Origin of the sequence: Winogradskyella marincola (assembly GCF_029624125.1) — a bacterium.
Lineage (GTDB): Bacteria > Bacteroidota > Bacteroidia > Flavobacteriales > Flavobacteriaceae > Winogradskyella > Winogradskyella marincola.
This window is the reverse complement of sequence record NZ_JARSBN010000001.1, coordinates 688269-715005: the sequence shown is the minus strand read 5'-3', so window position 1 is coordinate 715005 and position 26737 is coordinate 688269. Positions and strand designations below refer to the sequence as shown.

Annotated in this window: 27 protein-coding genes; 10 read left to right on the top strand and 17 right to left on the bottom strand. The window is 33.5% G+C overall.

What is annotated here, in order from left to right; all coding sequences use genetic code 11:
• Nucleotides 1–194: 194 nt before the first annotated feature.
• The 8 genes from P7122_RS03300 to xerA all read right to left on the bottom strand — a co-directional run bounded on the left by P7122_RS03300 (nucleotide 195) and on the right by xerA (nucleotide 7651).
• Nucleotides 195–674, bottom strand: a complete 480-nt coding sequence (locus P7122_RS03300) for a hypothetical protein (protein WP_278004345.1) — start codon at nucleotides 672–674, stop codon at nucleotides 195–197.
• Nucleotides 675–814: 140 nt separating this feature from the next.
• Nucleotides 815–1384 carry a hypothetical protein gene (locus P7122_RS03295; protein WP_278004344.1) on the bottom strand — a complete coding sequence of 190 codons (570 nt, stop codon included), beginning with the start codon at nucleotides 1382–1384 and terminating at the stop codon, nucleotides 815–817.
• Nucleotides 1385–1528: 144 nt separating this feature from the next.
• On the bottom strand, nucleotides 1529–2131 hold the full coding sequence (locus tag P7122_RS03290) for an AbiV family abortive infection protein (RefSeq protein WP_278004343.1): 603 nt from the start codon (nucleotides 2129–2131) through the stop codon (nucleotides 1529–1531).
• Between the two features lie 149 nt (nucleotides 2132–2280).
• Complete coding sequence (locus P7122_RS03285; RefSeq protein ID WP_278004342.1) at nucleotides 2281–2835, bottom strand: hypothetical protein; 555 nt, start codon at nucleotides 2833–2835, stop codon at nucleotides 2281–2283.
• 161 nt (nucleotides 2836–2996) lie between these two features.
• Entirely contained in the window at nucleotides 2997–3632 is a 636-nt protein-coding gene (locus P7122_RS03280; protein ID WP_278004341.1) for a hypothetical protein, read from the bottom strand.
• Nucleotides 3633–3810: 178 nt separating this feature from the next.
• Nucleotides 3811–4605 (bottom strand): cation efflux transmembrane domain-containing protein, encoded by a 795-nt coding sequence (locus P7122_RS03275; protein WP_278004340.1) that lies wholly within the window; start codon nucleotides 4603–4605, stop codon nucleotides 3811–3813.
• A 739-nt stretch (nucleotides 4606–5344) separates the two neighbouring features.
• Nucleotides 5345–5983 carry a hypothetical protein gene (locus tag P7122_RS03270; protein WP_278004339.1) on the bottom strand — a complete coding sequence of 213 codons (639 nt, stop codon included), beginning with the start codon at nucleotides 5981–5983 and terminating at the stop codon, nucleotides 5345–5347.
• A 477-nt stretch (nucleotides 5984–6460) separates the two neighbouring features.
• A complete protein-coding gene (gene xerA, locus P7122_RS03265; protein ID WP_278004338.1) occupies nucleotides 6461–7651 on the bottom strand; it encodes a site-specific tyrosine recombinase/integron integrase in 1191 nt (396 codons plus the stop codon).
• 430 nt (nucleotides 7652–8081) lie between these two features.
• On the opposite strand from xerA, the gene P7122_RS03260 reads away from it, so the two are divergent.
• The 7 genes from P7122_RS03260 to P7122_RS03230 all read left to right on the top strand — a co-directional run bounded on the left by P7122_RS03260 (nucleotide 8082) and on the right by P7122_RS03230 (nucleotide 13594).
• Nucleotides 8082–9473: an arginine decarboxylase gene (locus P7122_RS03260; protein WP_278004337.1), complete on the top strand. Its 1392-nt coding sequence runs from the start codon at nucleotides 8082–8084 to the stop codon at nucleotides 9471–9473.
• A gap of 69 nt (nucleotides 9474–9542) precedes the next feature.
• Nucleotides 9543–10484 carry an agmatinase gene (gene speB / locus P7122_RS03255; RefSeq protein WP_278004336.1) on the top strand — a complete coding sequence of 314 codons (942 nt, stop codon included), beginning with the start codon at nucleotides 9543–9545 and terminating at the stop codon, nucleotides 10482–10484.
• A complete protein-coding gene (locus P7122_RS03250) occupies nucleotides 10474–11451 on the top strand; it encodes a deoxyhypusine synthase family protein (RefSeq protein ID WP_278004335.1) in 978 nt (325 codons plus the stop codon). Before speB ends, P7122_RS03250 begins: the two co-directional genes overlap by 11 nt.
• A gap of 15 nt (nucleotides 11452–11466) precedes the next feature.
• A complete protein-coding gene (locus P7122_RS03245; RefSeq protein ID WP_278004334.1) occupies nucleotides 11467–11796 on the top strand; it encodes a hypothetical protein in 330 nt (109 codons plus the stop codon).
• A gap of 71 nt (nucleotides 11797–11867) precedes the next feature.
• Nucleotides 11868–12281 (top strand): VOC family protein, encoded by a 414-nt coding sequence (locus tag P7122_RS03240; RefSeq protein ID WP_278004333.1) that lies wholly within the window; start codon nucleotides 11868–11870, stop codon nucleotides 12279–12281.
• Nucleotides 12281–13057 carry an RMD1 family protein gene (locus tag P7122_RS03235; RefSeq protein WP_278004332.1) on the top strand — a complete coding sequence of 259 codons (777 nt, stop codon included), beginning with the start codon at nucleotides 12281–12283 and terminating at the stop codon, nucleotides 13055–13057. Before P7122_RS03240 ends, P7122_RS03235 begins: the two co-directional genes overlap by 1 nt.
• A 168-nt stretch (nucleotides 13058–13225) precedes the next feature.
• Nucleotides 13226–13594 (top strand): hypothetical protein, encoded by a 369-nt coding sequence (locus tag P7122_RS03230; RefSeq protein ID WP_278004331.1) that lies wholly within the window; start codon nucleotides 13226–13228, stop codon nucleotides 13592–13594.
• Between the two features lie 18 nt (nucleotides 13595–13612).
• Here the strand turns inward: P7122_RS03230 and P7122_RS03225 are convergent, their stop codons facing one another.
• Nucleotides 13613–15064, bottom strand: coding sequence for an MptA/MptB family glycosyltransferase (locus tag P7122_RS03225; RefSeq protein WP_278004330.1), 1452 nt, complete (start codon nucleotides 15062–15064; stop codon nucleotides 13613–13615).
• A gap of 88 nt (nucleotides 15065–15152) precedes the next feature.
• On the opposite strand from P7122_RS03225, the gene P7122_RS03220 reads away from it, so the two are divergent.
• Nucleotides 15153–15581 (top strand): SRPBCC family protein, encoded by a 429-nt coding sequence (locus tag P7122_RS03220; protein WP_278004329.1) that lies wholly within the window; start codon nucleotides 15153–15155, stop codon nucleotides 15579–15581.
• Nucleotides 15582–15585: 4 nt separating this feature from the next.
• On the opposite strand, the gene P7122_RS03215 is transcribed toward P7122_RS03220, so the two are convergent.
• From P7122_RS03215 to P7122_RS03200, 4 genes are read right to left on the bottom strand one after another with little or no spacing between them, the layout of a single operon-like run.
• On the bottom strand, nucleotides 15586–17019 hold the full coding sequence (locus tag P7122_RS03215) for a cellulose synthase family protein (RefSeq protein WP_278004328.1): 1434 nt from the start codon (nucleotides 17017–17019) through the stop codon (nucleotides 15586–15588).
• Nucleotides 17020–17075: 56 nt separating this feature from the next.
• A complete protein-coding gene (locus P7122_RS03210) occupies nucleotides 17076–17771 on the bottom strand; it encodes a glycosyltransferase family 2 protein (protein WP_278004327.1) in 696 nt (231 codons plus the stop codon).
• A 31-nt stretch (nucleotides 17772–17802) separates the two neighbouring features.
• Complete coding sequence (locus P7122_RS03205) at nucleotides 17803–19425, bottom strand: 4Fe-4S binding protein (protein WP_278004326.1); 1623 nt, start codon at nucleotides 19423–19425, stop codon at nucleotides 17803–17805.
• 20 nt (nucleotides 19426–19445) lie between these two features.
• The gene (locus tag P7122_RS03200; protein ID WP_278004325.1) at nucleotides 19446–20789 is read right to left on the bottom strand and encodes an NAD(P)/FAD-dependent oxidoreductase; all 1344 of its coding nucleotides are present in this window, start codon (nucleotides 20787–20789) and stop codon (nucleotides 19446–19448) included.
• A 140-nt stretch (nucleotides 20790–20929) separates the two neighbouring features.
• Here P7122_RS03200 and P7122_RS03195 point away from each other — a divergent pair, with 140 nt between their 5' ends.
• Nucleotides 20930–21937, top strand: coding sequence for a glycoside hydrolase family 113 (locus P7122_RS03195; RefSeq protein ID WP_278004324.1), 1008 nt, complete (start codon nucleotides 20930–20932; stop codon nucleotides 21935–21937).
• Between the two features lie 67 nt (nucleotides 21938–22004).
• Nucleotides 22005–22733, top strand: coding sequence for a metallophosphoesterase family protein (locus P7122_RS03190; RefSeq protein ID WP_278004323.1), 729 nt, complete (start codon nucleotides 22005–22007; stop codon nucleotides 22731–22733).
• On the opposite strand, the gene P7122_RS03185 is transcribed toward P7122_RS03190, so the two are convergent.
• The 4 genes from P7122_RS03185 to P7122_RS03170 all read right to left on the bottom strand — a co-directional run bounded on the left by P7122_RS03185 (nucleotide 22734) and on the right by P7122_RS03170 (nucleotide 26736).
• Nucleotides 22734–23444, bottom strand: coding sequence for a TIGR04283 family arsenosugar biosynthesis glycosyltransferase (locus P7122_RS03185; RefSeq protein WP_278004322.1), 711 nt, complete (start codon nucleotides 23442–23444; stop codon nucleotides 22734–22736).
• Nucleotides 23445–23524: 80 nt separating this feature from the next.
• Nucleotides 23525–24322 carry a DUF547 domain-containing protein gene (locus P7122_RS03180; RefSeq protein ID WP_278004321.1) on the bottom strand — a complete coding sequence of 266 codons (798 nt, stop codon included), beginning with the start codon at nucleotides 24320–24322 and terminating at the stop codon, nucleotides 23525–23527.
• A gap of 4 nt (nucleotides 24323–24326) precedes the next feature.
• Nucleotides 24327–25220 carry a sterol desaturase family protein gene (locus P7122_RS03175; protein WP_278004320.1) on the bottom strand — a complete coding sequence of 298 codons (894 nt, stop codon included), beginning with the start codon at nucleotides 25218–25220 and terminating at the stop codon, nucleotides 24327–24329.
• A gap of 4 nt (nucleotides 25221–25224) precedes the next feature.
• Nucleotides 25225–26736 (bottom strand): hypothetical protein, encoded by a 1512-nt coding sequence (locus tag P7122_RS03170; protein ID WP_278004319.1) that lies wholly within the window; start codon nucleotides 26734–26736, stop codon nucleotides 25225–25227.
• Between the last annotated feature and the right edge of the window lies 1 nt (nucleotide 26737).

The following is a 26737-nucleotide window of genomic DNA, read 5'->3' as shown; positions in this document are numbered from 1 at the left end:
GTTGAGTTGCTTTTTTTCGATTCGCAAGCAGTCAATGAAATCAAGATTATTAATGTCAGCAGGATTTTTTTCATAATTGTAGGCAACGGTCTTGGCTATGGTTTCGTTGCGGAAAACGTCCGCAGGACTTTTCCGCCAGACCTAAAGATAACAAAGTTGCCCAAATAAACTGTGAGGATTACCGCAGCAATGAATTATAGCCGTTGTTGTACGCTGGCTTTTTTCGTTCGTTTTATTATTCTTATTAGACTTGGGACAATCGAAATAATAGCGCTTGTTCCTATAATCAGTCCGTAATTTATTCCGTTCCAATGTAATTTTCTAATTCCATCATCGCAAGCTGTACATTCTGCAACTTTTATATTCGCGTCAATCGCTGAAATTCCGATTAAAGAAATTCCAAAAATTAACAAACAAAACATAATATTTTTCAAAATCCGTTTTGGTTTAAGATTGGAATTTTCTAATAAAAATATCATAATAGCAAATCCGAGTACATATTCGAAAGTTCTGTCTGAAAATATTGAAATGTTCTTTCCTACGAATTGAATTTTATCAGAGGTTGCGAGACGGAAAATGTCTTGAATCATACCTCGAAAGAAACCCTCAAAATAGAAACCGATCGCCATTCCAATAATAAATCCTATTATTCCAATTAATACTTTCTTTATCAATTTGAGTCAGTTTTTCAGCTTGCGTACAACGGTCTCGTATAACCGTCAGTTACGGGATTAAAGTTAATAATTTTTGGTTAAGCACTGACGTTAGCAATTCCGAGTGGATTCGGACGTAGTCGAATCCGCCGTAATTGCGGTTATGCATTGTTGGGTACAGTTATTTTTATTCGTTCAATATTTTCAAAAGGTTCTTTTTCTTCAATATATTCCAATAGGTCAAATGCGATTCCAGTTTTGCCTTTTTCAATTTCAGTATTTACAATTCGTTCCAATTTTTTTATTCCAATTGCGTCAACACCATAATAATCGATAAGTATAGAACTATTCATTTCGAATAGAGCTTTTATGATTAAAGCTTTTCGGTTAATAAATCCTATTTCCTCAAACTTATCATTTAATTTAATTCCGATTTCGTCAGCAATTCTTATTGCGTTTTGCTTGTCAATTTTCTTTTTCTGAATCAAATACTTCTCAACTGTAAGAGGAAATAATTTTTCTAAAATCGAATTTTGAGAGTAATTTTTCGCCCAAGGTAAATCCGTATTCATTTTTTGAAAACGCTTTATCAATTCGATTGTTAGGTCAAATCCGATAATTCTCACACTCGGAATATAAAGTCGGATTAGTTTTCCGCTTTTTAATTCAAATTCAGGTACAGAAATTCCGTTTAATTCAAACTCTTTGTTATGGAAAATGCTGTTCGTCATAATTGTACCCAACGGTCTCGGCTATGAGTAGTTGCGTGGGTTAGCGATTAACTTTGCAAGTACACACCAAACTGAAAATCCGCAAGGATTTTCAGAAGTAGGCGAGAACAAGCAATTACTTATAGCCATTGTTGTAGCCAGTTTTTATTTTTTTAAATCATTTTGTAATTCAGTTACTATCCCTTCTTTATCAGCACCAAGCCATTCGTCCATATCTAGCCACTTTAAAGTCCAATCAGTAATAAATTCAACTTTTCGTTTTCCATATTCCAAGAATTTAGAAGTATCAATTTCGGTAAATAAATCATTCGGTTTGCAAAACTTGTCATTTTTTAAAGACACATACAAAGATTCATTTTTTAAGTTATCATAATGTCCTTCTTTTACTTTTTGGATTTCTTTGAAATTGTTTTTTGCAAAACTATCAAAGTCCGAACCTTTATTTTCGGCAAACATCCAAATGTCAATTATTTTAGTTTCGAATGTTTTCCATTTGTGGTCTCTAAAGTTTTTCCTGAATTTTTTAAAATCAAACTCTTTTCTTTTGTCCATTTGTAAAGAGTTATAAAACTCATACAACATCATAGACTTTCCTATTTCCTCAATTGCTAATTGTGTCAACGTGTGGGTTCTCGCAAATCGTTTATTTTCCAACAAAAGTTCAGCGTCTTTTATCAGTTCAGAAGCATTTTCTAAACAGGATTTCATTCCGTTTTTGATTTCCGATATGTCTATTGATGAGTTCATTCAAATTGGCTACAACGGTCTCGGCTATGAGTAGTTGCGTGGGTTAGCAGTTAACTTTGCAAGTACACACCAAACTGAAAATCCGCGAGGATTTTCAGAAATAGGCGAGAACAAGCAATTATTTATAGCCATTGTTGTGCATAGTGTTTTTAAAGTTTGTGAGCTTGCATAACTCTCTTTTTAACATCATTAATATCCAACTCCGCAGAATTTCTTTTGAAAATTTTAAAAGCTTTTGTTTCTACTAAATTATGCTTTATGGTTTTTCCATTTTCATTTCTATAAACTCCAGCATAACCATTAGAAATAATCAATGGACTTTTTTTATAATTAACCATATAGTCCGAATTTCCAATTTTAGTTTTTATAAATTTAGCAAATTCATCAAAAACTTTTTTGTCGTTTTCATTCAGTTTATAAATTCTGTTTTTGTCAGTCGAACTTTTTACCTGAATGAGCATAATGTGCCAAAAACCATTTCTCCTCGCGACGGAAAAAATGTCAGATGGTGTCTGACTTCCGTTTGATTTAACTCCTTGATATTTTGGTTTTAGTCCATTAATTTTCCTTAAAATATAATCTTCGGCTAAATCACCAATTTCTCTATTGCTTGGTCTTCCAAGTCCAGCACTTTCAAGAATAGTTTTCTTTTCAGAACGCCAATCGTTAACAATTTCGCCAACAAATAATTCAAAATTTTTCATAGGTTTTCGTTTTTCGGACATTATGCACAACGGTTTTGTGTATGGCTCGTTGCGGGAAAATCGACAAGATTTTTCCGACGTAAACCGAAGATAGCAAATAGCAATGAATTTCGATTAGGAATTCAGCCGCAATGAGCTATACACGTTGTTGCCAGTAGTTTTCATTCTGTTTTTTCTGCTTCTTTAAATTTCCCAGTGTCATCATATAATCCGAGATTTCCATTCTTTTCTATTAGATAATATTCTCCGTGATTATTTTCGTAGTCATATCGAATTGTTCCATCTTTTAGTTTTTTTTCAAAGACTTCTTCTTTCATTTCTCCACCATCTCCAGCAAGTTTACTTTTTGAATAAATAGATTTCATATACAACTTTCCATTTTCTTTAACCAAGTATTTTTTGTTCGGAAGCATTGCGTCATTGTCAAACCAAGAGTTTAATATTTCGCCTGTAACTTTCGTTGAATTCATTTCGGTTGATGCTTCTTTAGTCGCTCCCAAAATTTCAACATTCAGTTCAGGTTTGAAATGAGTAGTCGCCCAAGCTCCATTTCCAGGTTCTTGACCGGGAAGGAAATAAAAAATCCAAATTTTGTCAAAATCCTCTCTACTATCTTTTATTTCTTGAGCAATATTCCTTAAATCCGTTTCATTAACTTCTTCTTTTAATCTTATTTCAACACTCGTCTTGTTAAATGCTCTATCAACATCTTCGTTTATAATTGTATAGTCATATTTCGATTTGTCACTACAAGAAAGGATTAAAGAAAGTAGCAGAATTGATAATATTTTTCTCATATTCTTATTGGATTTCGGTTCGTTCAAATTACTGGCAACGGTTTTGGCTATGAGTAGTTGCGTGGTTTAGCACTTAACTTTGCAAGTACACACCAAACTGAAAATCCGTGAGGATTTTCAGAAGTAGGCAAGAACAAGCAATTACTTATAGCCATTGTTGTGGTTAGTGTTTTTTTATTTATTTACTCAATTTTAAAATTCTAAAAGCACCTTGAATTACCAAAACAAAAACTATTGTTCCGATAATCAAATCAGGTTTGCTTGAACTCAACCAGTTTACCAAAAGTCCAGCTGTTATTACTCCTAAATTTATAATCACATCGTTTGAAGTGAAAATCATACTTGCTTTCATATGTGCCTCTTCCTTACTTTTTGATTTTTGTAAAATGTAAAGACAAATTCCGTTTGCAATAAGTGCTAAAATTGAAACGGTAATCATTGTCGAAAAGTTGGGTAATTTCTCGTCTCCGAAAAATCTCCTTAAAACTTCTACAAATCCAATAATTGCAAGTGTTATTTGAAAATATCCAGCAAGTTTGGCAATCCGTTTTTTCTTTATTACTGTTCCGCCAACCGCAAACAAGCTAATTCCGTAAACGAAACTGTCCGCAAGCATATCTAAACTGTCGGCAACCAATCCCATTGATTTTGAGATTATTCCTGTTGTCATTTCAATTATGAAAAACGCAAAATTTATGGCAAGTACAGACCAAAGTAGTTTTTTTTGGTTTGCATTTTCATTAAATTCTGTTTGGTCGGTTTGTTCAGTCGAGATTTTCTTTCCGCCTAAATTCAGTTCGATAACTGATTTTTCAATTTTGTCAGTTTCTCCGCTGTGAAAAACGGTCAGTTTTCGGTTGGGAATGTCAAAGTCCAAATTCGCAATACTTGGAATTCCGTCCAATTTCATTCGGATTAGATTTTCCTCCGAAGGACAGTCCATTTTAGTAATCTCAAATATTGTTTTATTCATTTAGTTTCTCGGTTTTTCGACATTAACCACAACGGCTTTGGCTATGATTTCGTTGCGGAAAAATGGTCGCCCATTTTTCCGACGTTGACCGAAAGATAGCAAAAATGAATGGAATTTCCGCGAGGAAATTCCGCCGTAATGAATTATAGCCGTTGTTAGCTTTTAGTGCTTTTATAATTCATTCCGTTTTTTGTTTTTTCGGTCAACTTTTTATTCAGGTTTCTTTAATTTCTGCGTTTAATTCATTCCGCAAACTTGCTCAAATTCCGACCGTTTTTTAATTCAGGTTTGTATTTCGACTATCGCTCAATAACCGTGCGCAATTCCAGCGTTGTTTTTCCAGTTCCGATTGCGCAAACCTGTCTGCCGACAGGCAGGCAAGCTAAAAAGTCAACCGTAATTCAATTCAGAGTTTGCATTTCGACTATCGCTCAATAACCGTGAGTAATTCCGCTGTTGTTTTTCATTTCACGTTTGAGTGATAATTCCGAAAATTTTTGAAATTCCACACACAGTTTTTCTGATTCATCTGGCTTAAAATTCTAAAAAAAATCGAAAAATAAACCAGGCTTTTTTCAAACCGCAAACTTGCTCCAGCATTAAAGCTAACGGTTTTGTGTATGGCTCGTTGCGGAAAATCAGCTATGATTTTCCGCCGTAACCGAAAGATAGCAAATTGCAATGAATTCTGATTAGGAATTCAATCGCAATGAGCTATACACGTTGTTGGCAACTGGCTTTAATTCCATTGTTTTTTTCTAATATTCGTTCTTTTCCGTTCAAATCTTTTTTTAGGATTATTTGGATGAAAAACTACTTTTCTATTCGTTACAATTATTGGTTCATCGGTAAAGTATTTTGGAACAATTTCTAAGTCCAAATCTCTAATTAATATGTCTATCTCATTAAATTTTGGATTAGATATATTTATTTTCTCACTAATCTCTCCCAAATAATAATATTTGATATTATAAATTTCTCCAACTTCAAATTCCACAATTCCATTATCATCTGCTGATTTTATCATTGCTCCATCATTAATTTCTACTGAAGCATATCCAAGTTCTATTTCGAAGTCTCTAATTGAAATTCTTACTTTGTTTTTTAATTTGGGATTTACATTTCCAGTGTAAGTTGTCTTTTTATTATTCGGTTGATTCAATGTATTCAAAAGAATTGTATCTCCAGTATGCTCTTTCCAAATTCCGTTTCTCTTTACTTCTCCGCCAACGCCTAAATAAGTCCGATATTCAAATGTTTTGTCCGGATTTATCAAAATTTGAGTACAACATTTACCATAAAATCTTGCTATTTCTTTTTTCGATGAACAGGAAATAGTTACAAAAAAAATAATTATCAAAAATAACGTCGATTTCATTTTCAGCTTGTTGCCAACGTTAGCGTATAAATTTCAGTTGCGGAAAATCGGCACGATTTTCCGATTGAAACTGAAAGATAGAAAATTGCAATGAATTTCCGTAGGAAATTCAGCCGCAATTGAATTTATACATTGTTGGTTGCAGTTATAATTCAGTTTTTTGAGATTCACTCAGCGTTTTGTTTTGCGTTTTGCTATTCAATTCCACGTTTTATTCCGCAATTTTTGGAATTCGATAGAGTAGCAGTGATCAATTCACGTTTTTTAATTCCGCACGAGTTGGTTTCAGCGCACAATTCCGTTTTACATTTTCAATTCAGCGTCACGTTTCGGATTCGAGTATTAAATTCAGTTTCCGTTATGTTTTTTTGCGCAAAGTTCCGCTGTTTTCAAAGTTCAGAATTCACACAATTTTCACACTTAGTTTTTAATTCCGCTATTGTAACCAACTTGTTATATATCAACGAATATATGGTTTTATTTGTTAAAATCACGGGATAAACCAAGTTTTGAACTTGCTTTATCTTGTTTCATGGTCTTTTGTACTATGGTGTCTAATGGGTTTGTTATTTTCATTAAATCCTTGCGCTGCACATGTGTGTAAATCATCGTTGTTTCTGGGCGACTATGACCAAGTAACGACTGAATATACCTTATGTCTGTACCATTTTCTAGCAGATGTGTCGCATAGCTATGTCTCAAAGTATGTGGTGTAACAACTTTATTGATATTAGCCGTTTTGCAATTGCGCTTTATAAATTGTCTTATACTCTCTGCACTGTATTTTCCACCTTTAGAGCCTTCCACAAAATAGGTTTTAGGCGCATAGCTTAGGTAATAGTTAGATAATAGCGGTAAAAAACTATCAGCCAAACTTACCAAGCGATCTTTTCGGCCTTTACTGTTTTTTATATGCAGTTGCCTTCTGTCTATATTTATATCTGCCAGTTTCAGATTTATAAGCTCACTAATACGCAAACCACAAGAATATAGCAAGGCTATAATAGCTCTGTGTTTAAGATTTTTTGTACACCTAATAAGGTCTAATACTTCGTTTTGAGATAAAACTGTTGGTATTTTTTTAGATTTTTTTGGTCTTACCAAATTCATTTCGTTGAGTGCTATTTCAGGATAATAGGTCTTAAAAACCTTCATTGCACTAATAAATTGACGTTGGGTACTAATACTATACTTACGTTTTATAAAAACACTTTCTATAAAAAGTTCTACATCTCTATTGGTTAAACTTTTAATAGGCTTTTGATGGTGAAAATCAATAAAATCTGCCACAAAAAAAGTGTAGGTGTCAACCGTACTTTTGCTGTAACGTTTTCCTTTAAGGTACTTATAAAAACCATTAAGCATATCTTTTTGGTCTTGAGATAATAACCGTGTGCGTTTAGTGTTTGTAGTGTCCTCATTCAACGATTTTATATTTATAGAAGACCAATCTATTTTGGCACTATTTCTAAAATTTTTTTTAACCTCTCTAAAATGATACTTTGTATAAGGAGTATACCAGGTTTTTTTAGAATTACTCCATCTGGTGTTGGGCAAACCCCTTACAATTTTTAATAAATCTTCATTGTAATTAAACTTAATCCCTAGATGTTTTTTCTCTTTATGCCTAAAACAAAATAGCGTTATATTAGGTGTAATAATTTCCATACGGTCAATGTAGTTAAAAATAAAACATTGTTAATCAGTATTTAAGGTTAATTTTTGAATAGTTTTGAAAAAGTTTCAAAAAAATCACAAAAAAGTTTTGCGTATTAAAAAATAGTATACATTTGTCGCGAAATTTAGAATCACTAACACAACAGGTTCTAGATTTAGCTGAACACATTGAAAACTGTTTTTACGTTCGGGCTTTTGAAAATTAGGAAGTCATATTCAAAAGCAGCTTATAAGATAAGCGCCCGAAATTTAAAGCTAACTTCCGTTTCTCCTATTGCTGCAAGCCAGCACATATACGCTTTTGTACCAACTACACAAAGCCAGTTTCAGATTTGATATAGAGTTAACACTATTTGTGCATATATCTTTATACCTTTATTTTTCTGAAACAAACAATCGAGAACCGAGAATTAAAAAAAAAATGAATACAAAATACATTGATCTTATAGATCAATCCTTTTACTTTCCTCAAGAAGAATTTTATCTAGAGGGAAACACACTACAATTTCATGGCATAGATTTAATGAAGTTGATAGAGCAATACGGAGCACCATTAAAGTTTACCTATTTGCCACAAATTTCTAACAACATTCAACGTGCAAAAACATGGTTTGCAGATGCGTTTGCAAAACACAATTACAGTGGAACATACAACTACTGTTACTGTACCAAAAGTTCGCACTTTAAGCATGTGTTAGATGAAGGCTTAAAAAACAATATACATATTGAAACCTCTTCGGCTTTTGATATAGATATCGTAAATAGCCTAAAGAAAGAAGGAAAAATCACAGACAAAACCTTTGTGATTAGTAACGGTTTTAAACGTGAAAAGTACATTAATAATATTGCCGATTTAATTAACGGAGGACATCAAAACTGTATACCAATTATAGATAATTATGAAGAGTTAGATTTACTGTCTGAAGAAATAAACGGTAAATTTAAAGTAGGTATAAGAATTGCGTCTGAAGAAGAACCAAAGTTTGAGTTTTACACCTCACGCCTAGGTATTGGTTACAAAAATATTGTGCCATTTTACAAAAATCAAATTCAGAATAACGAGCAAGTAGAGCTTAAGATGCTTCATTTCTTTATCAATACAGGTATTAGAGATAACGCATATTATTGGAATGAGCTTACAAAATGTCTTAAGGTGTACACTTCTTTAAAGAAGATTTGTCCGTCTTTAGATAGTTTGAATATTGGAGGAGGCTTCCCAATTAAAAACTCTCTGGCTTTCGATTTTGATTATGCTTATATGGTAGATGAAATTGTAAACCAAATAAAAACCGTTTGCGAGGAAGAAGACGTAGATGTACCAAATATTTTTACAGAATTTGGAAGTTTTACGGTAGGTGAAAGTGGAGGAGCTATTTACAAAGTACTTTACCAAAAGCAACAAAACGATCGTGAAAAATGGAATATGATCAACTCATCTTTCATTACAACATTACCAGATACTTGGGCTATAAACAAACGCTTTATAATGTTGCCAATCAACCGTTGGCAAGAAGGTTACGAGCGTGTATTGCTTGGTGGATTAACTTGCGATAGTGATGATTATTACAATAGTGAACAACACGTCAATGCTATATATTTACCAAAGTATCACAAAGACAAACCATTGTATATAGGCTTCTTTAATACAGGTGCATATCAAGAAACCATTGGAGGTTTTGGCGGATTGCAACACTGTTTAATACCAAGCCCAAAACATATACTAATACAACGCGATGATAACGGAAATTTAACAACCGAAGTTTTTGCAGAACAACAAAAAAGTGAAGATTTACTGAATATTTTAGGCTACTAAAAGATTTCAGAATCATATAAAATAAACAACAAGAATAAATAACAACTTTCCCTTTCAGGAATTAAAAAAATGAAAACAAAAACTTACGCTGGCATTCCAGCAGAGCATTCAAAATTAGATCAATCAAAGATTGTTTTAATCCCAGTACCTTACGATGGTACAAGTACATGGCAAAAAGGAGCAGATAAAGGTCCAGAAGCATTTTTACACGCTTCAGAAAACATGGAATTGTACGATATTGAGACTGACTCTGAGGTGTACCTTCAAGGTATTCACTTAGCAGATGCAGTAACAGAAAATGCTTCGCCTGAAGCAATGGTAGAAGCAGTGCACCAAGCAACCAAAAAGTTTATAAAAAAGAACAAATTTGTAACTGTTTTTGGAGGTGAACATTCAATCTCAATTGGTACTATTAGAGCTTTCAACGAAATGTTTGAAGATTTAACTGTATTGCACATCGATGCGCATGCTGATCTTCGCGAAAGTTACGAGGGTTCTAAGTGCAACCATGCTTGTGCTGTGTATGAGGCGAGCCAAACTACAAACCTAATTCAGGTTGGTATTCGTTCTATGGATGCTATTGAAAAAACAGTAATGGACGAAGAAAAAACGTACTTTGCGCATGAGATGGCTGTAGATGACAACTGGATGGACTCTGCAATAGATCAAATGACAGATAATGTATTTATTACATTCGATTTAGATGCTTTCGATCCTTCAATTATGCCAAGTACTGGTACACCAGAGCCAGGAGGTTTGTTGTATTACGAAACACTAGAGTTTTTAAAACAAGTGTTTGAAGAAAAGAATGTTGTAGGTTTTGATATTGTAGAGCTTTGCCCAAATGAAAACGAAAAGTCTTCAGACTTTTTAGCAGCAAAACTTTACTACAAAATGCTAAGTTATAAGTTTCAAGATCAAGATGTAGATGACGATTTTGAAAGTAATTTTAATAACAATTCAAACGGAAATAATAAATTTTCTAAATTTAATGATGAAGATGAGTACTAATAAAGGACATATTACACAATTTATAGAGAAGTATTACCTGCACTTTAATGCAGCAGCTTTGGTTGATGCAGCCAAAGGTTACGAAGATCAGCTTAATAATGGTGCTAAGATGTTAGTGTCTTTGGCTGGTGCTATGAGTACTGCAGAGTTGGGTAAGATTTTTGCTGAAATGATTCGTCAAGATAAAGTACACATTATTTCTTGTACAGGTGCCAATCTTGAAGAAGATATCATGAATTTAGTAGCGCATAGCCATTACAAGCGTGTGCCTAACTATCGCGATTTGACTCCTCAAGAAGAATGGGATTTATTAGAAAAAGGTTTGAACCGAGTTACAGATACATGTATTCCAGAAGAGGAAGCATTTAGACGTATACAAGAACATATTGTTAAGATTTGGAAAGACGCAGAAGCTAAAGGTGAACGTTACTTACCACACGAGTATATGTACAAACTGTTATTGTCTGGTGTTTTAGAAGAATACTACGAAATAGATTTAAAGGATTCTTGGATGTACGCAGCAGCAGAAAAGAACTTGCCTATTGTTTGCCCAGGATGGGAAGACAGTACTATGGGTAATATTTTTGCAAGCTATGTGCTAAAAGGCGAGCTTAAGGCAAGTACTATGAAATCTGGTATTGAGTATATGACGTTCTTAGCAGATTGGTACACTGAGAATTCAGAAAAAGGCATAGGTTTCTTCCAAATTGGTGGAGGTATTGCAGGAGATTTTCCAATCTGTGTAGTGCCAATGCTTTATCAGGACATGGAGCGTACAGACACACCATTCTGGAGTTATTTTTGCCAAATTAGTGACAGTACAACAAGTTACGGATCGTATTCTGGTGCAGTGCCAAACGAAAAAATAACTTGGGGAAAACTAGATATAAATACACCTAAATTTATCATAGAAAGTGATGCAACCATTGTTGCTCCATTAATTTTTGCGTACCTTTTGGGTATGTAAATCCAACCTTACAAGATGAACAGAAAAGACCAACATTTAAAACGTGTCATTGTAGACTTTAAAAAACTAACGCCAGAAATTCTTGCTTTATTGGTAGAGAAATATCCTGACGGTTACGACGACGACCACATTATTACATTCAGAAATGCTAAAAATGAAGTCGTAGATGCTGTTGAGGTAACTACCGAAGATACCAAGTATTTGGTAAAAGTAAGTACCAAGTTGGCTGTAACCATGGAGAATTATGATGAAGATGATTATGAAGATTACGAAGATGATGATCCAGAAGCAGTACAAGACCCAGAAATGGCAGCAGATGAAGATGCTGATGATTTTGATGCCTAAATGTAATTGGTGTTAAATTATTTTGTAACTTTCTTTATACTATAAAGTTGCAATTATTTAATGCTTAAATTATGGAGACGTCATTTCACATGTCATTACCGTGTTTGAGTGTAAAGGATACTCAAGACTTTTACATCAATAACATTGGTGCTTCTGCAGGCAGAACCTCAGAAAATTGGGTAGATATAAATCTGTTTGGTCACCAAATTACGTTTATAAAAGCCGAAAAATTTAACTTCAATAACCCTAATTATGTGTTTGAAGGTAAGATTTTACCATCCTTTCATTTTGGTGTTATTGTAGATGTTGATAATTGGAAAAAAATCTATACCAAGCTTACAAAGCAAGCGTTAGAAGTTGTAACCAAAACCACTTTTTTAAAAGAAAAAACAGGAGAACATTTTTCATTTTTTATTAAAGATCCTAATGATTATATGTTAGAGTTCAAAAGTTTTAAAGAACCTAAAGACATGTTTTTAGCATAATGTTACCAGTTGTTGCTTATCAAGTAGCAAACACTATCAATATAAAAGCGAGCAGACAGCAATTGCAGTGGCAGTTGCTGTTTCAAGATAGTGATGAGTTGTTTTATTTACACTCAAAAGACAAGTATATCTATCTGTTTCAGTATGGGATGGTCAGTTTTTTTAACCTTTCAAAAACAGAAATAGATGAAGCTTTAGATACTATTAAACCATTGTGCGATACCTACTTTGCAGATAAAATTTCTGAAGAAGTTAATGTAGAAATACAAGCCAATACACTTCAGGTTAATTTTGAAAGTATAGTATTGCCAGATTTTAATAGCGAAATGATACGATTAGTAATGCTTAATGCATCGCAATCTGTAGCACTAAACCGTTTTTCTGAAATAACCGAAGCGCTTTTAATAGAAACTAACGAACACACCAAGTATTTAGAAGCCAGAGGAAAATTAAATATTTCAGGAAATAAGTTAAAACGATTTATAGGTAAAATCTTAAACATTAAAAACAAGATTTCAGAAAACCTATACATCTTTGATTCACCAGAAATAACCTGGGAAGACGAGCAGTTAAACAAATTAAATTCAGACTTAAAACAGACTTTCGATCTTAAGGATCGTTACCATGTTATCCATGATAGAATAGAGATTATAAAAGAAAATTTAGAACTCTTTAAAGATATTATGGATCATCGAGAAAGTAGCCGATTAGAATGGATTATCATTATTCTAATTTTGGTAGAAGTCATAGATATGTTTATTCTAAAATTGTTTTAGACCAAGATAGTATTCTTCGCAACAAACCACAGTTATCATTCTCTCAGATAATGATCTAAAAGTTTTGGGCTTGAGGTGGTAAATACCCAACTACAAAAAAAAATTATAAATAGAAATTCTTGAGCAAGACGTTGTAAGATAGAATTTCGAAAAAAAAAACAATTAAAAATGAAAAACAGACAATTTGTAGTATTTGTATTTTTGGTAATGGCATTTAGCGTTAACGCAATAATAGACACAAAACAAGATAAACAAGAGCAGGAAACCGTTACAGTAATAGCAACTTTTGATGGTTATGAAGAAGAAGATGGTTATGCCTTTTTAGTGCAAGGAGAAGATGATGACGAGGATGAAGATATTATGTACTTTTCTGAAGTTACACCAGAAGTATTAAAAGCTGTAAATCTAAAATCTGATAGCTTAATAGGCGAACGTTTTCAGATAACTTATAAAATTGAAACCTATGAGGAGGAAGATGAATATGGGTATAAAGAAACGTACGAAAAGTACACCATCATAAAGATTAAAAAGATGTAATATTAAAGAGACTGCTAATTAAATTGGCAGTCTTTTTTTTAATACCACTTCCCAAGCAAATGCAGAAAATACAATGAGGTATTCTAGAGCTACAATCCATAAATTTTCAGATTTGTCTGCTGTGCCAATACCAAGATAGGATAAGTAACTAAGTAATATTACTACGCTCCAGATTAGAGGATATCTGTAGTTAGTGAAAATGCAAAGCATTACCAAAGTAGCAATATACCAAGGATGTACTGTAGTGCTTAAAAAAAGATAAATTGTAAAAACCATTAGTACGGATGTGCTGAGTTTAGGTATGGAATTATTCTTTTTTAACACCGAAAAACCTAAAATTACCAAAACTGAAATTAGAGGCAGAATCTTACCAATTATACCAATTTCATTATAACCAGTAATAGCATAACCAATAGCTCTAAGAATGTAGTAAATGCTAGCATTAAATTCAAAATTATTAAACCACAATCCAACCGTTTTAGAGTAATTGTTTACAAATTCCATTGAAAAGAATGGAATGAAAAATGCAATTAAGGTTATGCCAACAATGGTATAGAATACAGTTAGTTTTTTTATTCCTGCGAATGTAGATAAACCATTAGGTTCAGCGTAGCTAATCTTTTTTTGTTGACTGTTTTTTTTATCATTCAATGAAGTCGAAGTGAACCACCAAAAAAACAAAGACAAAAACATCAAAGGAATCAGTTTTACTGAAACCGAACAGGCAAAAACAACGGCTGCACATTTCCAATAGCCTTTGTGTAGCAAGTATAAACTCCACACTAAAAAGAAAATCATAACACCTTCAAAATGGAGGTTGCCTGTAAGCTCTATGATGATAAATGGGTTTAAGATGTACCAAAAGATTCGATTAGAAGGTAGTTTTAAGGCTTCTAAAAGCTTTTTTCCAAAATATAGTGTACCAATATCGGCAGCAATAATAAGAAGTCTCATGCCTATAACAGAGCTTAAAATGCTGTTTCCGGGAAATAGATTTCCAAGTACAAAACATAGTTGATTTAAAGGTGGGTAATTAGTATAATGTGAGGCGCTCAGTGCACCCATTCCATTGTATAAGTCTTGTGCTAAGGGAATGGATGTGTTCCAATTTATTACATAATTAGGTGTGTATAAATAAGGATTAAACCCTTCTAAAAGCATGTGTCCATCCCAAATAAACCGATAGAAATCTTGTGATAAATTGGGTGTTGCAAATAGAAATAACAATCTGAATAATACAGAAGCGATAACCAAAATTCTAAAGCCTGTGCTGAGCGAAGTCGAACTATGGAATCCTGATGTTTTCAAAATTTGGTAACCCAAAACAAATAAACAGCCATAGAGTAAAATGAGTTGTAGTGTATCTGTTCGTTGAGTGAAGTATGCAAACCAAACATAAAGTAAACAACTTAAAGCTATAAATAGTAATGTTGTTTTTTTGTGTTTGTAGATGTTAGATAGTCCTAGCATAGTCCTCAAAGATAGAATTATTTGTGCCTGCTTGGTAGTCGATATAAAAAAAGAATAATAACTTTAGAAGGAATTAAAATGTAGAGTTATGAGTCATTCTATTTATTTCAACTTAATGATTAATACCGATAAATTCAGTGTTTATAGAGCTGTATCAGAGCCAGAGCATTTGGTAAATTGGTGGCCATTAAAATGTTCTGGAGTTCCTTTCGAAGGCGAGGAATACAATTTTAATTTTACAGATAAATACGATTGGTATGCTAAAGTGAAAAGTGTTCAAAAAGGGGAACATATTCACTATAAAATGATTAAATCTGATGATGATTGGAATCCTACAACCTTTGGTTTTGACCTAGAGGAAAAGGACGACGGTACTTATCTTCACTTTTTTCATAAAGATTGGCCAGAGTGCAATACACACTTTAAACATTCATCGTTTTGTTGGGCAATGCTCTTAAAAGGGTTAAAAGACTATATAGAAAAAGGGACTATAGTGCCTTTTGAAGATAGAGAGTAGTTATTTATACTTTAGAACCTAAAGATTTAAAAAACACATACCCAAAACCAATACAAAGCATTAAGTGAAAAGGAAACAATCCAAAGTCTCCACCTTGATCTCCAACTATAAATGCGCTATAAAGTCCAAATGCAAAATACAGCATTAATAAGCCTTCTAAAACCACATTTTTAGATAAGGATTTCTTAAGGTATTTATTGTTTTTCCAGTTGTCTTGAAACTTCTTTATGTTGAACTTAGGTGTTCTTACAAATTCACTCTTCTTACCAATATGACCTTCTATTACAGCAATAGAATTATGAAGCGAAAAGCCCATTGCAATTGAGAAAAACGTAAAGAACATACCAATATATCCAAAGAATTTTTTGAAGCCACTTCCGTAGATGTTTTTGTACATAAACCAATAGCATACAAAGAAAATAATGGTGCTCATGATAAAGAAACTCATAATGTAGAAGTAGTCTCTTAAATGTGCGTATTCGTTCTTAATGTATAGCATTGGTATGCTTAAAATAGCGACAACAAATATGCTTAAAAACATAGAGCTGTTTAGCAAGTGTAATAAACCGTGTACTTTGGTTTTAGCCGAAATATTTTTTGACTTAACAACACGCCAAAGCATTTTTCTAAAGTTTTCGGCACCACCTTTATTCCAACGGAATTGTTGAGATCTGGCAGCACTAATAACTATCGGTAATTCTGCAGGTGTTTCAACATCTTCCAGATATTTAAACTTCCAGTTTTTTAATTGTGCTCTGTAGCTTAAGTCTAAGTCTTCTGTTAGTGTATCTCCCTCCCAGTTACCAGCATCAATAATGCAGTCTTTTCTCCATATACCAGCTGTGCCATTAAAGTTTATAAAATGACCTTTACTGTTACGTCCTACTTGCTCTAAAGTAAAGTGTGCATCTAATGCAAAAGCTTGTATTCTGGTTAACAAAGAATAGTCTCTGTTAATGTGTCCCCAACGTGTTTGTACAACACCTATTTCTTCATCTTTAAAATAAGGTACTGTGCGTTTTAGCCAATTTGGTTTTGGAAGAAAATCCGCATCAAAAATTGCAATGAATTCGCCTTTTGCGATTTCTAATCCTTCTTTAAGCGCACCAGCTTTAAAACCAACACGATTGGTTCTAGTAATATGTTTTATATCCAAGCCTGTTGCAGCTAACTTCTCTATATGAGCTTGGGTAGAATGTACGGTTTCGTCTGTAGAATCGTCTAAGACTTGAATTTCTAATTTATCCTTAGGATAGTCTAGTAAAGCAATGTTGTCTAGTAGACGCTCCATTACATACATCTCGTTAAAAACAGGCAGCTGTATAGTAATGTATGGTACTTCTTCAGGATTATTGAGATCAAATTTTTCGCAAGTACTGCGTTTCTTTTTTGATGACAAATAATTATAAAGAAGGTTTAATTGAGCTAGTGCGTACATAAAAATAAGTACGATAGCAATAGTATAAATTACAATAATGAAGTAATGCAGGTATATCACTTAAAACTATATTTAAAAATCCATGTTAAGATTTTTACGCCTGCAAATATAGCACCTTTTACCGTTCCTGAAACTTTTGAGACACCTATTCTGTTTTTATATTTTACAGGAATCTCCTTGTAGCTTAATTTTTGCTTTAATGCTTTTAGTTGCATTTCAACTGTCCAGCCATAGGTTTTATCTTCCATTTTTAGAGCTAAAAGCTTTTCGTATTTTATGGCCCTAAAAGGACCGAGATCTGTGAATTTAGATCTAAAAAATAGGTGCATTAAATTGGTTGCTAGCCAGTTGCCGAAAATTTGTGGGCCAGTCATAGAGCCTTCCTCTCGTAGCGTTTTTACTCTTGCGCCTACAACAAAATCAATGTTTTCTTCTATAATAGGTTGAACGATTTTTGTGAGTTCCTCAGGGTAATCACTGTAATCTCCATCTAAAAAAACAACGATATCTGGTTGCTCATTTTTTTTAAAACTGGCAACATAATCCATGCCTTTTAAGCAAGCATAACCATAACCTTTGTTGGGTTCTACCAAAACAGTAGCGCCAGCTTGTCTTGCATTTTCTTCAGTATTGTCGGTAGAATTGTTGCTTACAACAATAATTTCATCAACAATAGAAGGAATTTCTTTTATGACATAAGGAATAGAGGCTTCTTCATTATAAGCCGGAATAATGACAACTATTTTGGGCATTTAGTTCGTTTGAAAGTGCAAAATAAAAGCCTTATTTCTGATTTACCAAATCCATTAGATTAACATCGTTACCCAACAAAATATCATTAGGATTAATACGACCTTTTGTGCTATCGTTTTCTAATTTTAAAACACCTCGAGGACAAACAGCGCTACAAACACCACAGCCAACGCAGCTAGAACGTACAATATTTTCACCTTTTTGAGCATAGGCACGTACATCAATTCCCATTTCACAATAGGTAGAACAGTTTCCGCAAGAAATACATTGTCCACCATTGGTGGTAATTCTAAATCTAGATTTAAAACGCTGAACTAATCCTAAATAAGCCGCAAGAGGACAGCCAAATCGGCACCACACTCTATTGCCAAAAATAGGGTAGAAGCCAGTGCCAATAACACCTGCAAACCAAGCACCAATTAAAAAGCTGTATGAGTCTTTAATCCATTGAGAATTGATACCAATAAAGGATTTTGCTCCTGTAAAATAGCAATACAAGGTCACTATGGTCATTACTATAGAGATCAATAATACAGAATGAACAATCCATCGTTCTAGTTTCCAGGATTTCAGGCTTTTGTCTGAGTGCTGACGGTAAGGGTCGCCTAGAGTTTCTGCAAGTCCACCACAACCGCAAACCCAACTGCAATACCAGCGCTTTCCGAAAAAGTAAACCATTAATGGCACAATAATAATTGTTAAAATTGTTCCCCAAACTAATATGAAGAGTCCTATAGCACCACTTTCAGTAAGATTTTTAATGTTCCATTCAAAGAAAAAGTCATAATCTAAAGGGAAAGCACTTTTAAAATCATAACCAGGCATGTTAAGGCTAGCCATGATCTCTGGAATTAAAAATGCAAAGACAATCTGAAAAAATAACACAGATGTCGTTCGCATTATTTGGTACTTGTTATGGCGATATTTTATATACATTCTTACAGCCATAACCACCATAATAACGCAGTACAAAAATCCGTAAACAAACCATTGGCTGGCATCACCACCATTAAGTGTATTGCTAATTGGGTCTAAAATATATGTCCAGTTTACAACATAGTCTGGCATAAAATAGAGTAGCAAATAAAAGACCACAAGATACACAAGGACTAACCAAGCAATCCAACCACGATTGGTGGCAGACTTATGGTATATGCCATTGTTTTTTATCCCTGGAGGTCCTAACAACAAAACATTTGGTAAAATGTAAAGAAGAGCTCCAATGATGCCCAGTCCAAATGTGAGCCACCACATGAGAGCTATATTTTCTTTTACAAAACCAGAACCAGCTTTTTTTGCCAGGTTATAGCTGATGGTGTGTGGTTTTTCATGAATTTTATATTGGTACTGTTCTCCTTTTTTTGCCCAGTTTTTTTCAGCGTTGTATTTAGCAATTTGTTTGTCGTAATAGTTGTTAGAGGTTTCAAGTGCTTTTCTAACAGCTGAAGAAAACTCAAAAATGTTGATTTGTTCTTCGGTGACTAAAGTCTTTTTAAGTTCCTTGGAAAAGATGTCACTTTTAATACCTTGTTCAGAAATATAGTCATCAACTTGTATGTCGGTCATACTAAAATTGCCGAGAAAAATACTTCCAGAAAATAGCGCTAAACCCAAAAGGAAAATAGCTAAACCTATATATTTAATTAGTTTCATGTGTCTTATTTAGCTTAGGATTATGCAAATAATTTGCGCCAATGTTTTTTGCTCAGTTTAATGTTGCTATTGGTATCCTGGTTGTATTTTTTGATAATATCTTTTTCGTGAAGTTTATAAAACTCAGGATCAAAATTAGCAGCTTGAAGATGTTTTAAAACCGTATCAATAGTCCATTTTTCGGTGAGCCATTTGTCAAACACTTCGTGACGCATTCTTATGCCAAAGGTATTGATGCCTAAAAATTCCTTAGTGTCTTTGTGGTAAGCTATGGTAATGCATTTGGTGTCGTCGTCATGTTTCCAATGAAAATGAGTTTCATATTCAGGTCTTCCTTTTTTACCATGTACCCAACCATAGGTTTGGTATTCTATGTCTATAAATTTAGCACTGTTAAACCAATGTCCTGGTTTGTATTCTGTAGGATTACCACAAATGGTTTGCGCTAATGTTTCGCCCATCATGCGACCTGTGTACCAAACTGCTTCAATAGGTCTGCGATTACCAATTGCCTCGCGTTGCTCAGCACAATCGCCAATTGCATAAATATCATTAATGTTGGTTTCTAAAAATCGATTAACCAAAACACCTTTGTTAGTTTCGATGTTGCTTTCTTCTAAAAATGAAATGTTAGGTGTTACACCAGCTGTTAAGCCTACAAAATCACAAGGGATTTCTTCGCCTGTTTCTTCAATGATGATTGATTTTACTTTCCCTTTATCATCAGAAATGATTTCTTTAAGATTAGTTGAAAGTCTTAAATCGATATGATGATTCTTTATGTGTCTATTTAGCATTTGGCTTTCGCCTTCTGGCAAAACGCTATTCCAAAAACTACTTTCACGCACCAAGAAAGTCACAGGAATATTTCTGGAATTCAACATTTCTGCTAATTCAATACCAATGAGTCCTCCACCAACAATGACTGCGCGTTTACAAACTTTATTGTTTGGTGCATAGATTTCAAGATGTTCTAAATCTTGTTTGCTGTACAAACCTTGCACGCCTTTTAGATTTTCACCTGGCCACCCAAATTTATTAGGTTTGCTGCCAGTTGCAATGACTAATTTATCATAGCTTATTTGGTCGCCTTCTTCAAAATGTAGCACTTTGTTATCAGTATCAATCTCATTAACGAAACCTTTTTTTAGTTCGATATTATTTTTCTTCCAAAACCAATTTTCGTAAGGTTGTGTGTGTTCAAACTTCATGTGTCCCATATACACGTACATAAGTGCAGTGCGAGAAAAGAAATAATCACTTTCGGCAGAAATGAGTGTTATTTTTTTGTCTGAAAACTTTCTAATGTGCCTGGCAAGTGTTACTCCAGAAATGCCGTTTCCAATTATGGCGATGTGTTCCATTTTTGATTTTTAGATATCCTTTAGGTCGACATTAAAGGTAATACCTTAAAAACTGAAATCAATTTAGAAAGGGTTTAAATTAACAATGTTTTGTAAGGTCTTGAGTTTTAATAAGACGTGGCTTTTCTTATTTTTATGCTATGAGAATTTTAGTAGTGTTTTGGGTGTTTTTGACTTTTGGATGCTCTATCGCACCCAATAAATCGAGCAAAATTAATGGTGTTAGCTTTGTGGCAGCGAGAGATGTTGCGGACAGCTCGCATGTAGCTCCAGTGGTTAAAATCAATGCCAATTATGCCGCAATTATGCCTTTTGGTTTTATAAAAAATCTTGAGCATCCAGAGATTATTCACAACACAGACAGACAATGGTTTGGTGAAACCAGAGCAGGAGCAAAGCAATATATTTCTGAATTGCGAAAAGCCAGTATAAAGGTGATGATAAAACCACAAATTTGGGTTTGGAAAGGTGAGTTTACAGGCGAAATAAAGATGGCAACCGAAACAGACTGGAAAGCATTAGAAACTTCGTATTCAAGTTTTATATTAGAATATGCAGATCTTGCAGAAAAGGTTAATGCAGAGGTATTTTGTATAGGTACAGAGCTAGAGTTGTTTGTAAATCACAGGCCAGAGTATTGGTTTCAACTCATTGAAAACGTTAAATCCATTTATAAAGGAAAGCTTACTTATGCAGCCAATTGGAATGAATTTACAGAAACACCATTCTGGGACCAATTAGACTATATTGGTATTGATGCTTACTTTCCGCTTAGCGACCAAAAGACGCCTACTTACGAGGATTGTTTAGAGGGTTGGAAATCTCATAAACCCATTATTGAAAAACTTTCAAAGCAATTAGATAGACCAATTTTGTTTACTGAATATGGATACCGAAGTGTGGATTATTCTGCCAAACAACCTTGGGTGTCAGATTATACAATGCGAGATGTAAATCTTGAAGCACAAGTAAATACAACAACAGCACTTTTAGATGCTTTTTGGCATGAGGATTGGTTTGCAGGTGGTTTTATTTGGAAATGGTTTATAAAACACAATGAGGTTGGTGGACATGAAGATCCGATGTTTACTCCACAAAACAAACCGGTTGAAGCTGTGTTGTCTAAAAAGTACGCGGCTTATAATTAACTCTAATTTAATCTTATAATCTTTAAACTTACTAACTATAACTTAGCTTTGTGTAAAAGCGAATAATATGAGAACACTTGCTGTTGGTGATATTCATGGTGGATTTAAAGGTTTAAAACAAGTTTTAAAAAGAGCTGAGGTTACAACCAAAGATCATCTTATCTTTTTGGGAGATTATGTAGATGGTTGGAGCCAATCTGCTCAGGTTATTGATTATCTCATAGAGCTTTCTTCGTATAATAAATGCATTTTTATAAAAGGGAATCATGATGTTTGGTGCGAACAATGGTTGGCAGAAGGTAGTGTTAATGATGTTTGGTATGTGCATGGAGGAAAAGAAACAATGGAGAGCTATGAAGGCTTTTCAAAAACACAAAAACAAGCACATCTCGATTTTTTTGAAGCCATGCCATTGTATCATATAGATGATGAAAATCGGTTGTTTTTACATGCAGGTTTTACATCCATGCATGGTGTGCGAAAAGAGATTCATAGAGAAGCGTTTTATTATGATAGAACACTTTGGGAAATGGCGCTAACAATGGATAAACGTATTCAGCAGAATTCAGATTTATTTCCAAACCGATTAAAGCATTACAAAGAAATTTACATTGGTCATACGCCAACTACAAGATTTAATAAGTACGAGCCAATGCAAGCGGCAAATGTATGGAATATAGATACAGGAGCTGCTTTTACAGGGAGACTATCGGTTATAGATATTGATACAAAAGAAGTATTTCAAAGTGATACATTAATGCATCTGTATCCTGAAGAATTAGGCCGAAATAAATAGCTAAGTAATGTTCCTTTTGTAATAAGCAAGCATTTCATCTGCTGAAGCTCCAAGCCATTTTTTTAAATATATAGCCAAAAAATGATACTGTAACTTCCAGATGCCAACTTTTTTGTAAAGTCTTGCTGAGGTTGTGATTTTCTGGTTAATTACAGTAAATTGGTTCCGCTTGTAAAGTTCGCCAATTAAGATGTTGTCTTCGTAGATGGTGTAGTTTTCGTTATAGCCTCCTATGGTGTTAAAAAGTGCTTTAGTAATAAATAAACTCTGGTCTCCGCCACGACACACTTTTAAATTGAATTTTGTAAGCCAGCCAGTGAGTTTTAGCCACCAATGATTGCTGTCAAACTGCATTCTAAAGCAACCAGCTTCATGTCCTTTTTGTACTTTGTCTAAAATGAATTTATCATAATTTTTTGGAGGAAAGGTGTCGGCATGTAAGAAGTAAAGAATATTCTCTGTTGAAGCCTTTGCGCCAACATTCATCTGTTTGGCTCTTCCTTTTTTTGAAGAAATAAGTATTATATCTCTTAGAGTGAAATTCTTTATGATTTCAACAGTCCTGTCAGAGCTTCCGCCATCAACCACAATAATTTCTGAAACATTTTCAGATGATGAATTCTCAGTAAGATGACGTAGTAAACGATCAATATTTTCAGCCTCGTTTAGTACCGGAATTATAATCGATATTTTGTTTAAACCCTTTGTCATTCTACTGAGCTTAGTTGAGTGGTTGGTGCTGAACCATATAATTTGTTAGATGCAGAAATAAATTCAGCATAACAAATCAATTAATCATTCAAATCCCAACTGTAGTCTTTAAAACTCTTTTTTGCTTTATCTGAAATTTCAATAGCTGTGTATTTATTTAAAAATTCAATTAGGCTACCATCTTGCTCAAAATCTTTTTTAAACCATCTAAATATTTTAGAGAGTTTTATTTCGTTTTCAGAAATTTCATTTTTTGAGGTATCAGCCAGAAATTCTTGAGTTGCTTTGGTGAGTTGCTCTTCTAAAATTTCGGCAGTAAATGCTGTGTTTTGAAGTTTTGGGCAAGACTCAGAAGCACAAACAATAGCAAAGTGAATGCGAGGTTCGTTCATTTTACGGAGAATGTTGTGTTCTATTTCATCTAAATTATAATCTAGGTCAGCTAGTTTCCAAAGACGTTGTTTCCATGGATCTTTAATGTCTTTTATGCTTTCTAATGGGTAGTTTCTTAAAATTAAATCTATGGTAAGTGCATTGTAGACATTAATCCAGAAGGCAATTTTTTTAGTTTTCGAAAATGATTCAAAATACTTGCTCTTATGCATCAAGCTTAAGCAATAGATATAATCTAGTAATTTTTTGTGCTCAGTTTTAAAAGATTTGTAGTTTACTTTCCCATCGTTGGAAACATGCTTTTGTAATAATTCATCCCAAAGCTCGTGCTCTTTCAGAAAACGTTTTGTAACTGTAGTATTCTTTTTTAAGGTTGAATCTATTTCTGTGATTTTGGTGTTTGTTGAATCAACAGAGGTTTTGTGTTGAGTCACAGCATAGTTGGTTAAAATAGAAAGGATAATAAATACTAATCTATATTTCATAATTCTACTTTTCTTTTTTTGAAAATGCAGGATACAATTCCTGATTCACAAAATCCTTAGGGAAATCTTCATCTCCTTCAAACCCTAATTCTATGTCGCGTCCATCATGAGGAATGTAATTGGTTTTAAAAATGTAATCCCAAATACTTAAAGTTAGTCCAAAATTAACACCATACCTTACGTTATGAGGTAGAGCTTTTGCATGATGCCATATATGCATTTTAGGGTTGTTAAAAATATATTTCAAAAATCCATAATCCCAACCTAAGTTAGCGTGGTTAAGGTGGCCAATGGTGATGGCAAAGAAATATACTATAGCAACATCTTGAGAGCTGTAATTGGCAATGATAGCCAGAGGTATGTATCTAATAGAGTTATACACCACAGGTTCCATCCAATGGTAGCGCAGATGAGCTGCAAAGCCCATTTCTTTTACACTGTGATGCACTTTGTGGAAGTTCCATAGCCAATCAAATCGATGGAGTAGTCGATGCGTGTTCCATTGCACAAAATCGTTGACTAAAAAGAAAATAAGTAGACCTAACCATTTTGGTAAATCTGTAGAATCAAACAATTGAAAGCTTGATAAAGACAAGCCGATAGAGCCTAAAATATCGTTCAGTAATTCTGCTACTGTATTAGATAAGGCAATTAAAACAATAAGGTTTAATAAGAAAAAATTAAAGAACATATAAAAAGTATCCAACCAAAAATCTTTTCTAAAAATGGCTTGGTTCTTTCTCCAAGGAAAAGCGATTTCTAGTATCCAGACTAAGATAGAAATGATAATAAGACCGTAGAAATAGTTATCCCAATGGTTTATGTCAATAAGCTCATGCTTAAGATAATTCCAATACCCAGAATAAGAGTTTTTTATGATGTCTAAGTACTTTTCCAATACACTAAATTTTTAGTAATAGTAATTGCTTTCTCATGTTTCCTTGTCCTAATATGTGTATTATATTATCAGACATTACAGCGTTTTCAGTTCTGAAGATAGTTTCAGAATCTTTGTTAGAAAACAAAATATTTGGTGTTATTCCACCATGAGGATTTACGATTATGTTGTAAAAATTGGTTTTAGAAGGTCTTTTATCCTGTTTTACGATTAACTCTTCTTTGTCCTCGTCAATAGATCCATTAATGAGAATGTTAATCTCGTTATTAGAGAAAAATGTAAAGGTAGAAGAGTCTCTTTTGTTAGATTTTGAAGAAATCTTTTCGGTCTGTCTTAACTGCAAAAGGTTGTCCCATAGCAACTCGCCAGAGCTGTTGATTTTGCCAATCAAAATATCGTCAAAGACTTTGTAGGATGAGCTAACAGGATTAAATGTAATAAAGCCAGTAACACCAGCAAAAGTAAATGAAGCTATAGGTATACCTACAGGAGCTACATTTTTTCTTAAAATATAAAATTGCGCAACGATGTAGGTGTCTAAATTATCATTAATAAAAATGTCTTTAATGTCAATACTTCTGTTTCCTTTAAATAATCCTGAAAAAAAGCGAGACGCATTTTCATTTAAAAAAGGACTTTGTTTAGATGTATATTGAAATTTGTTGAGATCAATATTATAGTATGTAAAGCCTGAAAAACCACCTTTTTTGTATTTTGAATACAAGCCACTAATAATCATCTGCTTGTTGCGACTTCTGGAATTTACGAGTTCAAAAGTGCCATCAGGAATTTTTATTTCTAAAAATCGTTGAGTTTCATTGTCTGTTTCTACTAATTTATAAAAATTCTCATTCGCGTTATTTTCTTCCTGAAATAGCGAATAGATTTTTCCGTCAATTTGAAATGTATTCAAAAAAACGGTGTTTTTACTGGTGCTTGTTTCACCTGCTGTAATTTTGTAATCAGCTGTTTCTTTTAGGTCTTCAGAAAATATTTTAACTACGTTGTAAAGTTCCTTGTCTTCTACCACAGGAAAGCTTAAAACTAAACTAGAATCTGTTAACAATTTTATGTTGTAGCTGTCTTTTAGTGCTCTAAAAATATTGATGTTTTCATCTTTAGAGGCAGAAAAAATGACTTGCTGAAACTGTTGCTTGGTGTTTAAGTCTACGCTATTTAGTTTTAGAGAAATAGATCTGTTTTCTCTCTCTTTTATAAATACGTAGGCTTTGTGATTAAGTAAAAATACTTTGAGGATTTCGGTATCATCCTTTGTTTCAATTTCTATTCTGTCCGTGAAATTTTCATTCTCAAAAAACTCAACAAAGTAATTTCTTAACGAACCATTGATGGTGTGCGGACGAATAGATATGAAATTTCCTTGATTATCATTAGCGGTCAATTCGCCTTTGTCAATAAGGAATTGCCTGTCTTTAACGATGTTTCCTTTTGTTATTTCTTGAGAAAAACAAAGTGAAGTCATTAAAATAAAAATGTAAACAAGATTAAATTTCATT